Origin of the sequence: Fimbriimonas ginsengisoli Gsoil 348 (assembly GCF_000724625.1) — a bacterium.
In the GTDB taxonomy this organism is placed as follows: Bacteria; Armatimonadota; Fimbriimonadia; order Fimbriimonadales; family Fimbriimonadaceae; genus Fimbriimonas; species Fimbriimonas ginsengisoli.
Window position 1 is genome coordinate 1,901,414 of record NZ_CP007139.1, and the last position, 12,258, is coordinate 1,913,671.

Below are 12,258 nucleotides of genomic sequence, written 5' to 3' on the forward strand. Positions count from 1 at the left end.
GGGCAAACTTATGAGAATCGGCATCATCGGCTGCGGCATCATCGCCCAGCACCACATGGAAGAGTACAACCGGATCGACGGCGCCGAGATGGTGGCGTTCTGCGACGTGAACAAAGCGGCCGCGGAAGCCGCCGCCCTCAAATTTGGGCCGGGCGACGTAACCTCAAACATCCAGGACGTGCTCGGCCGGAACGATATCGACGCGGTCGATATATGCCTCCACAACAATCTGCATATGCCGGCGACGGTCGCCGCTCTCCGGGCGGGGAAGCACGTTTACTGTGAGAAGCCGATGGCGGGGAGCTACCGGGACGCGGTGACGATGCTGGAAACGGCTAAAGAGACGGGCAAGAAGCTGCATATCCAGCTCGCTACGCTTTACTCGAACGAGACCCGCGCGGCGCGGGAGCTGATCGAAGGGGGCCACCTTGGGGATGTCTATCATGCTCGCAGCAGCGGCTTCCGCCGTCGTGGACGCCCGTACGTAGACGGCTACGGCACGCCGGCGTTCGTTCAGAAGAAGCAGGCATCCGGCGGGGCCTTATATGACATGGGGGTGTATCACATCTCCCAGATCCTGTACCTTCTCGGAAATCCGAAGGTAGAGCGGGTGACCGGAAAAACTTACCAGCGGATCGATATGGACGCGAACCGGCGGTCGATCTCCAATTACGACGTGGAGGAGATGGCGTCCGGATTCGTGAGGTTCGAGGGGGACCGGTCGATGGAGCTGACCGAGTCTTGGGCGGCGAACCTGGATAATTTCGACGGCTCGTTCTTGCTGGGCAGCAAGGGAGGGATTCGGCTGAGCCCGTTCGGGTTCTTCACGAACATCGGCAACTTAGAGATGAAGGCTACCGCCGACCTCGGGTCGGCCCGCTTCCGGTGGGATACGGTGGTTGGAGACGGCCCGGTGTACGGGAGCAGTCAGGGGCATTGGATCGCGGCGTTGGAGGGGAAGGCGCCGCTGTTGCCGACGGCGGAGGTCGCGCTGAATACGATGCTGATCTCGGAAGCGATCTACCTCTCGCAGGAACGCGGACGCGAGGTCACGGCCGATGAGGTTTTGGAGGCGTCGGTGTCGAAGGCGATTGGGTTGTAGTTAGCGGGGATTTCTCCACCCCCAACCCCCTCCTCATCGCACAATGCATCGACGAGGAGGGGGCCCGGAGGTTAGTGGCCCGCTTTTTTCATCGTATCTCGGAGGCGTTTCTCGGCGGCGTCGCCCCAGTAGCCGCAGTCGAGTTGGATGAAGACGGAGGTGTAGGGGATCGTCAGCTTTGTCTTTAGGAGGAGGACGTGGAACGTCTTGCCGGTCTCGTCGAGCTTGGCGATGATCTTTTCGTGGGCGAGGGAGGTCGCTTTATGCTTCCCGAGCACTTTGGCGAGATCACGGCGGTAGGCCTGGACCCCCTTTGCGTCGGCTTCGGGAACGAAGGGGAGCTCGGCGTCCAGATAGATGGTCGGCCGGACGTGCGTCGTGTGCCCGAGCGCGGCGAGAACCGCTTTTGTGACCTCGAGCTGATCCGCGCCGGTTTCGACGGTGTCGATGCCGGGCGACGTTTGCCAAGGGTAGGCCGAGTCGGCGATGACGATCCAGTTCCGATGACCGAGCAAAGGAAGCTGATGGTGCAATGCCTCTCGCCAAGACGGCTCCGGCTTAACGACACCAACTCCCATGAGCGGCAACGCGAGGGCGAGGGCGGAAAGTGTAATCATGACTTTCCCCATCTTAAGCGATTTCTGGGAACAGGTTCTCTTGGCGTCGCCAATCTTTCCGTTCGGCCGGTTCCGAACCGGATGCCTTAGCAAAAGTGGGTTTCGGGAGCAGCGGCGACGGCGTTCAGCGTCTTGGTCAGGCGAGGATAGAACTGCCAAAGGTCGTTCAGATATACAGAGGGGGTTCCCTGCCAAATCCGCTCCAAGACAGCTCGACTCTCAGGGGTTGGCATCCAATCGAAGAGAAGGCACAGCCGGTCGAGCACCTCGGCTCCTTTCTTCGGTTTCGCGTCGGCAACGAAGGCGCGGATGCGTTTGATGATCGCATCGTCTCCCTTGTCCGGGGTGTTGAACGGAATCCTCAGCCCCAGCCGTTCGGACATCGCCCCAGCAGTAGCCCAGCCACGGCCTTCTTTCCAGCCCGACGGATCGCTCGGGCGAAACAGCGACTGACCTTGTCGATCCATGCTAGTGAGAAGCGAATAGAGGACTTGGTGAATTAGCTGGGGCAGCGGCTCTTCGAAGGTTCCCGGCCGCTGCCGCAACGCCAAAGTAGCTGGCCCGACGCCGGCGGCCCGCATCAGGCCCAGGGTGTAATCGACGGGGCTCTTGACCTTTTGGCGAACGCACCGGTCGGAATAGAAATCGGGCGAACGCGCGATCGCTCCGAGAGCCTTTCGAATATCGCCGTCGTTACCCACCCAAGCCGCTACTACGGGGGCCAGGGCGCCTTCGTCGGGATCTGGGTAGGCAAAGTATTCCCAGAGCTTCTTTGCGAGGTGAATCGCGGTAGCGGGATGCTTGGCGAGGATATCCAGCACCTCTTCGGCAGTTAGATTTCCTTTCCGGCCCAAGAAAGTTTTATCACCCGCGTCGTGCATCGCCATGGCGGGCGCGAACCCGGTAAACGGGCGGTCGAGCCGAACCGATTCCTCGATCCGCTGCCGATTCGAACCCGGCAACTCGAAAAAGACGTTGATGTAGCCCCATCCGGTCAAGGCTCGAGCCGCTTCTCGAACGTCGTCTTCGGAATAATTGCCAACGCCGAGGGTGTAGAGCTCCATCAGCTCGCGCGGCAGATTTTCGTTGGGGCGCCCTTTGATGCTGCGCGGCATGTCGAGGTATTCGAGCAGCGCGGGCGACTTCACCATCTCGCCGAGAAGCTTTCGAAACGAGCCGCAACCGTAGCGCTGGATGGCTTGTAGATACTCCAGCATCATCGGGCCGAACATGACTTTTTCGCTGGAGACGGCGAAATGGCCATGCCAGAAAAGCGCCATGCGATCGGACACTGGGTCGGTGGAGCAGAGCATCCGCAGCATCCACCAGCGGCGAAAATATTCCGCGGCGGCATCGGGGTCGACCTGGTTGTACCAAATGAACTCGTACGGTCCAGGCTCGAATTCGTATGGCTTGGAAGACTCGATCAGGCGGACGATCGTGCCTTCGAGTCCATAGGGTACGGCCCCTTCGACCTCCTCATAAGAGGCTCCGAGGCCAAACCTACGGTAGAGATGCGCAATCTTCTCCCGTAGATCCATACCGGTAAAGAATCGTACCGGCGGCGACGCTTCATTAGAGCCGAGTTGAGGGCAACGCCGCAAAAACGCGACATTAAAAGGCTTCACTAACCTGAACGTCAGTGGTAGTCTCGAAGTCGGTAACTGTAACCATGCCCTTGTTCGCGCCTTCACCGCACCCTCATTCGGCCGATAAGCCGAAGCATGCCGTCGTTCAGAAGGCGCAGCAAAAGCACACGGGCTCACCTCGAACCAATCTGCCGATGACCGGCGATTCTCGAAACGGACGTCCGCAGACGCAGACGACCGGTGGTGGCGCCGATACTCAAAACCCAGGCTCGACGGACCAGGTTCAGGGTCCGGTGAAGATCCTGATCCCTTCCGATGCCGGCGGCAGCTCGGCAAAGGTCGATATCCCCAAGGCCGGGAATCAAGGGGGCGGCAACGCTGGAGACCACAAGTTAAAGTGGACCCACGACGTCTATTTCGATGCGGGCGCGCAGGACCTGATCGGCACGTTCACCACTCAGATCCTTCGTTACGGCGTTCGGTACGAGCAGCACGAACTGTTGGTCTATGCGCGGAACGAAACGCTGGATACCCGTGGCACCAATCTGCCATTCCAGTCGATCATCTCCGGATTCAGCATGGGGGCCGCATACCGGTACTGGTTCCCAGGCAACCGCATGTTTGCCACCGTCTCCGAAGGCCAGTATCTCTCCGGTCCGAACAAGGGACGCTCCGACTTCCGCGTCGGCGCAGCCGGTTACTGGGATTGGAGAACCTCGGGCAAGCCACAGGACACCTTTACCGACATCTACGCCGACGCGTTTTACATCGATATCGCCAAGGACCTATTCGTCACCGGCCGCCTTCGTAGCGGGCTGGTTCTCACAAGGAACTCCAGCGGCTATGGGGTCGGTTACGGGGTTACTCAGTTCTTCGCTTCCGGAAAGGGGCTAAATGGAAGCGAAAACCGAATCGAAGGGGGCTTTGGCGTCGGCTACGTCTATGAGAACAAGGTTTCCCTCAACCTCGAGATGCGCGCCGGCTACGCCTTCCGAGGCTTGATCAATAACCGCGCCTACTTAAACCCGATGATCGTTTTGTCCGGCGGCTTCTAGCCGCCCGTTTCATCTCCGGCCACTCCTCCCGGAGGGCGGAGTAGTGGGCCGAGTTACGAACGCCGTCCCAGCCGGGCATGTCGCCGCGGAGGACGCCGTCGAACTTCATTCCTAGCCGTTCGCCGAAGACGGTTTGTTATGCCGCCACCTTCGGGGTTGGCTGCGGATGTTTGGTCGCTTGTCGTTATGCACATCTCGCGAGCCGACAGTTCAGCGGAGCCGCCGACAGTATTTCTCGTCGGAGAGGACGCGGAAGGATGTTAGGCGATGCCGCCCTTTCAGGGCTTGAGGAAATGGGTCGCCTGCCCCCAGGGCTTACGCCCAATACCGTTTAGATATGGATGAACGGGAGGCTTCTACTCGGGCGGGCCGCCCGAGATACCCACGGGCGAGCCGCCCGTGCCACTTTAACTAAACGGTATTAGGCTTACGCCCTGGGCTGGCGGATGCCGCCTTCGAGGCTGGATTGGGACGAGCCATCGTCCGAACCTTCGATCGTTAGCCGTCGCTAACCAGGGCCAATACAATGTGGCGGTTTCCGGAGGAGGGGGTTGGGGGCTTCGATTACTTTCCGGCTCGTTTGGTGGTGACGTCGAGGAGGTATGGCATGGCGAAGTCGTCGGGGAGATCGTTGATCGTGTATTGGTGCTCGACCGCAGGATGGTCGGCGAACTTCTCGAGAATCAAGGTTCGCTTGTCCCCTTTCGCGTAGTCGGCCACGGCGGTCTTCTTGCCGGCGACGATGCCCCAGTGGGCGACGCGGATCGATTTGCCGGCATCGGCGTTGCGGATATGACCGGAGGTCACGGAGACCACTTTGTACTCGTCTACGATGAGCGCGTCCACGTACGGCTTGATCGTGTCCGGCGCGGGAACGGCGGTGACACCGACGAGCTCGGCTTCGACCGTCGTGCTCTTCGTCTCGGCTTGGGCCGAGGTGGGGGTTTCGGAGCTGGGTTGAACCGGCTTCGGATTGGCACGGAGGGCGACCTCTTCCGGTTTTAACCCCTTGGTGAGAATTTCAAATTCGCGGATCTCGCCTTTCCAGGGTCCCTTGTCGTCGGCGGTTGAACCGAGGACGAGCTTTTGAGCCCCCTTGGGCTCGTAGGGCGTGGAGCCGACCGGCTTCCCGTCCCGATACAGGTCAGCCTTCTTGCCGTCAAAGACGAAGGCGAGCTTGAGCGGGGCGGCGTCGGTCACTTGGCCGATCTCCGTCTGCCGCCACTGTCCGTCCGACTGGTTCACGAGGAACCAGATATTGTCGGTGCGCATCAGGTGGAGCTGCCCGAGCGTCATGGCGCCAGTGTTCGAAGTGGAAAGGTCGGCTAACGTTAGGATGAGGGAGGTGGGCTTTGTGAGCTGGGAATCGAACGATTTCTGCCGAGCGGCGGAGAGTTCGATATGGCCGCCGTCGAGCACGATCGCATCCGCGCGGGCGGAGACGTTTCCAGTGGCCACGTAATCGCTCTTTGCCAGCGTCGTCCCGTCGATCTTCAGCGGAACCTTGACGCTGGTCGGGGTTCCGGTTTGGGCGGCCACGGCCGCGATCAGCAAGAACAGCTTCGTCATTTCAATTGAACTCCGTCGATAACTAAATTGCGGCCTGGGCAGTCGAACCACAGGCTGTCGACCCGTTTAAGGTCCCTAACTTTGTCGAGCGGAATCGCATATTCATGCCAACCTTCCGCGAAAGTCTCGGTCGGCCCCACGATCGATATCGCGGAGTAGCTCGATTTATCGTCCTTGTTCAAGGCGTACTGCGAGTTACGAACGAGATAAAGCGTTAGCGGTCCCGGCTTGCCATCTCCTTTCAAGAAGAAGTGGAGCTCCTTGGCATCTTTCCAAAGGAACGGCTCGATGTTCAGAAGGTGGACGGTTCCGTCTTCGAACGGCTCGACCGACGCGCAGTATTGACCCTGCGCCGCCTTACCGACGAACTCAGGAATGCCGCGGCCGAAGTACAGGTCATCGCGATCCTCAAAGTCCATGAGCATCGTCGGGTAGGTCGCGTTGGGAGCCGTGATCCCTCCCGCCTTCGGGATGTAGAGATCCGGGCAGTTCCCCGAAGCTTTGAACGACTTCGTTTCGATCTGGCCCAGAACGTAAACCGGAACATCCGGATCGTACACGGGGATTTCCGCGACGTATCCTTGCTTGGGATCGAGTACCGCCGGAATCCGATGCCAGGTTCTTCCGATCCAGTGGCCGGGATTGCCGTAGCTGTACATCACTTCGGCGCGGGTGGGATTCTCCGAACCTTCGATGTAGTACTTGTAGAGAAGCTTGCCGTCCTTGACCTCGAACGCGCCCTGATTGACGGTGGGCGTTTTTGGACCGTTCCCCTGCCATTGCCACATATAGGGACCGCTGCTCATGTACTCGTGCCGCGCGGTATCCGCGTGGTAACGATTTGGCGCCCAGACAAACCGCTTGGGCGACTTCAAATTCTTGAACATGATGATCGCGCCGTCGAGGGTCGCGAAGTAATCGGTCAGGGCGTTGCTGACAAAAATCGGCTGAGTGCCCCATTGCGCATAAGCGGACGGACAGTAGTTTAGGTATTGCTCGCGGGTGATGAGCGACTTGTCGTCTGCGCCTCGGATCCCGGAGAACCCTTTCTCGTCGGCGTAGTAGCCGGTGCTATTCCACGTGACATAGCAGGCGGGCCGGTTATCCAGCGCGTGCATGAGGGCGACCACAAAGCCGGACCAGGAGAAGCCGCTTACGACGACACGCTTCATGTCGACTTCGGGACGCGTGGCAAGGTAATCGAGGGCGCGAAGCTGGATGACCACGTGTTGGTAGATCCAATCCTTCTGAGGATCGGCCATGAACGTTTCGGTCGGCTTGGCGCCGCCCACCGTGTCCTGCTTGTTCGGGTCCGTGTTGCCCGACGGAGCCGCGGCGCAGAATCCGACGAAGCCGACTTCGGCTTCTCCCCGGCGCGATTCGGCTCGCGAATTGAGAACCTGTACGTTGGTGGCCAGGTTTTTGGCCCCCGCGGGATAGCTCATATAAGCGAAGGCTCGGATGCCGGGCATCGCCGTGTACCGAATCTCCTCGGTCACGACTCCATTCGCTTCGGTGCGCTTCATCACCTGAGCGTCGAGGGGGACCGAGTGGATCTTCTGAAGATCGAAGATCTTGATCACGGGGGCGTCGTAAATCGGCGCCTGCGGGGCAGGCAGGGCGGCAAGGGCAAGTCCAAGCAAAAGAGGAATGGGCATGGGGTTTTAGGGATTCTTCCCGCTTCCGGGTACCTCTACGTAATACGCCGCCGAGACGTCGGTGTCGAGGGTATCGAGCTGATATTCTCGCTCAAGCCTTGGATCGGCGGACAAAAGCTCGACGGTGATCCTTGCGGAGTCACCGGTTTTTAAATTGTCGATCGCCGTCTTCTGTCCGTCCCACACGCCGTACCGAAAGACGCGCACCTTCGATCCCGGTTTCAACCCCTTTCGGTGACCCGATACGAGCGACACGACGGTGTACTCGTGGGCGAGGAGGGCGTTTCGGTACGGTTTGATGAGCTTCGGGTCGGGAACGGGGGTGAAACTGGTCAGTTTCAGGTCCAGAGTGACGGTTTTGGTGTCGGCGAGCTCCGTCGGCGGCTGGAAAAATTGCTTAGCGGCAGCGGCGTTCTTGGCGATTTCCGTGGCGGACAGGGTGCGCTTGTAGGTCGCTAGACCCAAGATTCCACCGTCGGCCATCTGGGGGCAGCCTATGGTTACGCCGCCCGCGTGGCCCTTGCCGGTTGACTTCTGGCGTACGTCCCGGTCGTGGAGGACGCTGAACAGCTTGCCATCCAGGAAAAGTGTGTACTCGGAACCCTTAGAAACAACCGCCACATCGAGCGCCTCTCCCGGAGCTGGTTTAGAACCTTCCAGCCGTGCAGCTTGGTTTAGTAACACGGTCCCGTCACGTATGAAAAGGAGGGCCGTACCGACGTTCAGCAACTCACCATCACCCTTGGGTTTCAAGACAAACTCAGCCGTTCGAGGCGCGTCGGGGAGGCCCATAGGAATCGAAAGATAGTAATAGTGATAACGCTTCGGGTTCTTCAGCCCGGCGGCACGGAGGTCCTGCTGGGTTACCATTTTTGACCATCCAGTCACCGCCGGCCATATTGGATTCCGTTGGGCGATTACGGTCAACAGAAGAGGTAGTAACAGCATCAGTTGGACCCTCTAACTCCGGGATTACCCGCCAGATTCGTCCTGGTAGAAGGAGCTCTTCGACGATCGCCTCTCCCTCGGGAGAGGGGGAGGGTGCTCGTGGGTGATGCCTTTCTTCTTTTGTCGGCGCGTCTGAGAGGGCCGCTCTGGAGAGCGGCGATCCGCCAAACGTCACCGGACCGGACTCCCTCACCCCCAACCCCCTCTCCCTCGTCGGGCACATGCATCCCGAGGAGGGAGAGGGGGCTCCGGAGAGTATGCCTACAACTTAACTCCATGACATTCAACTCATTTCCAGCTTATGGTGCCGACCTGCAGGGTGTGATTGCCTGGTTCTAGATAGAGGGAGCCGACTCGGTCGAGGTTGGCGGCTTTGTCGAGGGGGATCGTGTATTCCTTCCAGCCGTTGGACATCGTGGCGCCATCGGCTACGAGGGGGAAGACGGTGTAGTTTTTCACGTCCTTGTCCAGGAAGTAGTTGGCGTCGTAGGCGAGGTACGCGTTGAGAGGGCCGGCTTTGCCGTCGCCCTTCAACCAGATGTGAAGCTCCTTCGCACCCTTCCACAGCGACGGCTCGATGTTGTTGAAAAGCACCGTGGAGCCGTCGTTCGGTTTCCAAATAACGGATCCTTTGTTGTCGCCACTGTCGGAGCGATCAGACGGCCAAGTCACGTCGCCGGTTCGCAGGTAGAGGTCGCTTTTCAGAGAGGGGTCGAACAAAACGTTCGGATACGGCGCGTTCGCCGCCGTAATGCCAAGCGAGGACGGGGTGATAAATTGGGGCCTGTTGCCGATCGCGTGGTTCTTCTCGGTCCCGATCTGCCCGATTAGGTACATGGGAACTGCGGGGTCGTAGACCGGAATCTCCGCGCGATAGGCGTCGCCGCTCTTGACGAGGGGGATGGAGTGCCAGGTGCGAGACATCCAATTGCCGGGCTTGCCGTAGCTCACGAGCACCTCGCTCCATTGCAGGGGAACTTTGGAGTCCACGGTTGCGGTGTAGACGAGCTTGCCGTCTTCCGCTTTCGCGGTTCCCTCGGAAATCGTGGGCGGCTTCGGATCTCCGAATTGCCAGTGGGTCTGCCAGGTCGGTCCGTTGCTATCGAACTCTAGCCTCGATGTCCAGGAGTGGTGCCGGTTTGGGGCGTAGGCAAACGCCTTTTCGCACTTGAGGTTGTTGTAAACCTCCATGACGGAGTCGAGCTTGGTGAAATAGTCGTCCAGCGAGACGCCCACGTAGATCGGCTTCGTCCCGGTGGCGGCGTAGGTGCCGGCGCCGTACATCTCGTACTGCTTGCGGGTGAAGAGGGCCGGCTGACCGCCCGATTGGTTGTTTTCGTCGGCGTAGTAACCGAGGCCGTGCCAGAGGACGTAGGCGGCGGGACGGTCGTCGAGTCCGTGAAGCGTCGCTACCATCAATCCTGGCCAGCTATAGCCGGTCACCACCGTCTTGTTCAGATCGACTTCGGGGCGGGTCTCCAAATAGTCGAGCGCGCGGAGCAGGGCGACCGTATGCTGGTAAACGTAGCTCTGCTTAGGATTGTCGCGGAACTGGTCGTCGAGACTGAACGGCTGCTGATAGCGGGGGCCGCCGACCGACCGGTCTTGGGCCGGGTCCTGGTTCCCATCCGGCGGAGCCACGGAGATCGCGAAGTAATTGTTCGTCGCCTCGACCTTCTTGGGAAAGGCGCGGAATCGGTCCACGACCATCAGGCCCGGCAGCTTGGTCGCTCCCTTCTTGTAGCTGAGGATGGCGAAAACGCGGACATTGTCGACCGACGAGAAGCGGACCTTCTCGAATACGATGCCGTTCTCTTCCGTTTTTGAGATCGTCTCCGGCTTGAGATCGATCGCGTGGATGGCGGCGAGGTCGTAAATGCCGATTTTGTCCCGCTTGATCCCGGCCGTCTCGGCGACGCCAAGGGCGGGGAGGGCAGCAAGAAGGGCGAAGAGCGGTAAGTGGCGTGCCATGTTTCGGATTGCTTAGCGCCAGCTCAGACCGGCGATTTGTAGAGGTTTGAAGTCGGTATCGAAGAAGATACTGTCCACGGCGGGAAGGTTTGCGACCCCTTTTAAGGGGATGCGATACTGCTTCCAAGTGGCGGGGAAAGTGTCTCCTATCTTCAACAAGGTCACGGGAGTGAAGTTCACTTGATCCCGATCGAGCGAGTTTTGGCTTTCATACGCTAGATAGGCGTTTAACGGAGCCTTGAGTTTCTGGCCCTGGCCCTTTAGCCACACGACGACCTCGGTTGCGCCCCGCCAAAACGCCGGCTCGACGTTCTTGATCCGGACCATGCCATCCCAGTAGACGGGAACGGTGGCGGCTTTCATACCGGCCGGACCGGGTTGATCGAAGAGCAAACCCTTGTCGTAGTAACCGTAGGTCGCCAGGTAGATCTCATCGTCCGCGGAGCCGGTGAAGATCTCATGCGGATAGGTCGCGTTGGAGGACGTCACTCCGAGCTTGGCCGGTTCCACAAAAATCGGTACATTCCCCCGGTCACCGTAAGCTCGGGTGCCGATTTGAGCGATGGCGTAGAACGGAACTTTCGCGTCGTAAATCGGCACGTCGGCCGATACGACCGCGCCGTTCGCCTTCATCGGAATTCGATGCCAGTTGCGACCGGTCCAATTCCCCGGCTTTCCGTAGCTCACCAACAGGTAAGCGCTAGTCTGGCCGTCGGCGGTGCAGGAGTAGCGGACCTTTCCGTTGACCGCGGAAACCGCCCCGCTTCCGATGCTCGGCGCATCTTTTCCGCGGTTCATAAAGTAGGTTTGCCACATGCCGGACCCATTGAATTCGTTCCGCTTGGTTTGGACCTCTTGCCGGTTCGGGGCGTAGGCGAGTACCTTCGGCGACTTCAGGTTCTTGACGAACTCGATCGTCGCGTCGAGCTGGGAGAGATCGCTGTTGAGCGGACTCGCCACAAAAATCGGCTGAGTGCCGTACTGGGCGTATTCGCCAGGTCCGTACATCTCGTACGCCTCGCGGCTGATTCGCGAAGGGAGGTCGCCGGAATTACCGTCCGCGTCGGCGTAGAAGCCGGCTCCCTGCCACACGAAGTAGCCGCCGGGCCGGTTATCCAGGGCGTGCATCAGGGAGACGACCATTCCGGTCCAGTCCTGACCCATAACGCTGGTCTTGGCGAGATTGATCTCGGGCCGGGTCTCCAGGTAATCCATCGCCCGAACGAGAGCCACGACATGGTGGTAGAGGTAGCTCTGCTGGGGGTCGCGGTTGAAAAGCTGGCGGTAGCTGGCTTGGATGCTATATTTCGGCCCGCCGACCGAATCCATTCGCTTCGGGTCGTCGTTGCCGACCGGAGGGGCGACGGAGATCCCGACGAACCCAGACTTCGCGTCCGCCGGACGTTCGATCGCGCCGAACCGTTGGGCAAACAAGATTCCCGGCAACGCCTTGGCTTTGCTAGGGTAGGTGAGCACGGTAAGCACGCGTACGCCGGGGACGGAGGTAAATCGCACGTACTCGGTGATAACGCCCGCGGACTCCGTCCGCTTGATCACCTCCGGGTCGAGCGGCACCGCTCGTAGGGCGGCGAGGTCGAATATGCCGATCTTGGCCGTAGCCTGCGCCGGTTTGCCGCCCCAATGCCCCAAGCGATGACCACTCGCCGCGGTGGCGACGAGGGTTAGACCGGCCAAGGCAGCGGAGCAGCAAAAGAAACGGCAGAAATTCATATTTAACAACTCAGGTTG

At 59.9% G+C, this 12,258-nt stretch carries 9 protein-coding genes; 2 read left to right on the forward strand and 7 right to left on the reverse strand.

Going from position 1 to position 12,258, the window contains the following annotated elements; translation table 11 throughout:
* Positions 1-10 precede the first annotated feature (10 nt).
* On the forward strand, positions 11-1,102 hold the full coding sequence (locus tag OP10G_RS08715) for a Gfo/Idh/MocA family protein (RefSeq protein ID WP_025226274.1): 1,092 nt from the start codon (positions 11-13) through the stop codon (positions 1,100-1,102).
* A gap of 71 nt (positions 1,103-1,173) precedes the next feature.
* Here OP10G_RS08715 and OP10G_RS08720 read toward each other — a convergent pair whose 3' ends face one another.
* Both OP10G_RS08720 and OP10G_RS08725 read right to left on the reverse strand, forming a co-directional pair.
* Positions 1,174-1,719: a hypothetical protein gene (locus OP10G_RS08720; RefSeq protein ID WP_144241065.1), complete on the reverse strand. Its 546-nt coding sequence runs from the start codon at positions 1,717-1,719 to the stop codon at positions 1,174-1,176.
* An 86-nt stretch (positions 1,720-1,805) separates the two neighbouring features.
* A complete protein-coding gene (locus OP10G_RS08725; protein ID WP_025226272.1) occupies positions 1,806-3,260 on the reverse strand; it encodes a DUF1800 domain-containing protein in 1,455 nt (484 codons plus the stop codon).
* Positions 3,261-3,391: 131 nt separating this feature from the next.
* On the opposite strand from OP10G_RS08725, the gene OP10G_RS08730 reads away from it, so the two are divergent.
* A complete protein-coding gene (locus OP10G_RS08730) occupies positions 3,392-4,363 on the forward strand; it encodes a hypothetical protein (RefSeq protein WP_025226271.1) in 972 nt (323 codons plus the stop codon).
* A 564-nt stretch (positions 4,364-4,927) separates the two neighbouring features.
* Here OP10G_RS08730 and OP10G_RS08735 read toward each other — a convergent pair.
* From OP10G_RS08735 to OP10G_RS08755, 5 genes are all read right to left on the reverse strand, one after another.
* Entirely contained in the window at positions 4,928-5,932 is a 1,005-nt protein-coding gene (locus OP10G_RS08735; RefSeq protein ID WP_025226270.1) for a LamG-like jellyroll fold domain-containing protein, read from the reverse strand.
* A complete protein-coding gene (locus tag OP10G_RS08740) occupies positions 5,929-7,590 on the reverse strand; it encodes an alpha/beta hydrolase family protein (RefSeq protein ID WP_025226269.1) in 1,662 nt (553 codons plus the stop codon). Before OP10G_RS08740 ends, OP10G_RS08735 begins: the two co-directional genes overlap by 4 nt.
* Positions 7,591-7,596: 6 nt before the next feature.
* Positions 7,597-8,538 carry a LamG domain-containing protein gene (locus tag OP10G_RS08745; protein WP_144241066.1) on the reverse strand — a complete coding sequence of 314 codons (942 nt, stop codon included), beginning with the start codon at positions 8,536-8,538 and terminating at the stop codon, positions 7,597-7,599.
* 288 nt (positions 8,539-8,826) lie between these two features.
* Positions 8,827-10,509, reverse strand: coding sequence for a dienelactone hydrolase family protein (locus tag OP10G_RS08750; protein WP_025226267.1), 1,683 nt, complete (start codon positions 10,507-10,509; stop codon positions 8,827-8,829).
* A 12-nt stretch (positions 10,510-10,521) separates the two neighbouring features.
* Complete coding sequence (locus OP10G_RS08755) at positions 10,522-12,240, reverse strand: acetylxylan esterase family protein (RefSeq protein WP_025226266.1); 1,719 nt, start codon at positions 12,238-12,240, stop codon at positions 10,522-10,524.
* Positions 12,241-12,258: the final 18 nt, after the last annotated feature.

Coding starts and splice junctions, on each gene's coding strand:
- OP10G_RS08715 (WP_025226274.1), top strand. CDS start 11: ATGAGAATCGGCATCATCGGCTGCGGCATCATCGCCCAGCACCACATG.
- OP10G_RS08720 (WP_144241065.1), bottom strand. CDS start 1,719: ATGATTACACTTTCCGCCCTCGCCCTCGCGTTGCCGCTCATGGGAGTT.
- OP10G_RS08725 (WP_025226272.1), bottom strand. CDS start 3,260: ATGGATCTACGGGAGAAGATTGCGCATCTCTACCGTAGGTTTGGCCTC.
- OP10G_RS08730 (WP_025226271.1), top strand. CDS start 3,392: ATGCCCTTGTTCGCGCCTTCACCGCACCCTCATTCGGCCGATAAGCCG.
- OP10G_RS08735 (WP_025226270.1), bottom strand. CDS start 5,932: ATGACGAAGCTGTTCTTGCTGATCGCGGCCGTGGCCGCCCAAACCGGA.
- OP10G_RS08740 (WP_025226269.1), bottom strand. CDS start 7,590: ATGCCCATTCCTCTTTTGCTTGGACTTGCCCTTGCCGCCCTGCCTGCC.
- OP10G_RS08745 (WP_144241066.1), bottom strand. CDS start 8,538: ATGCTGTTACTACCTCTTCTGTTGACCGTAATCGCCCAACGGAATCCA.
- OP10G_RS08750 (WP_025226267.1), bottom strand. CDS start 10,509: ATGGCACGCCACTTACCGCTCTTCGCCCTTCTTGCTGCCCTCCCCGCC.
- OP10G_RS08755 (WP_025226266.1), bottom strand. CDS start 12,240: ATGAATTTCTGCCGTTTCTTTTGCTGCTCCGCTGCCTTGGCCGGTCTA.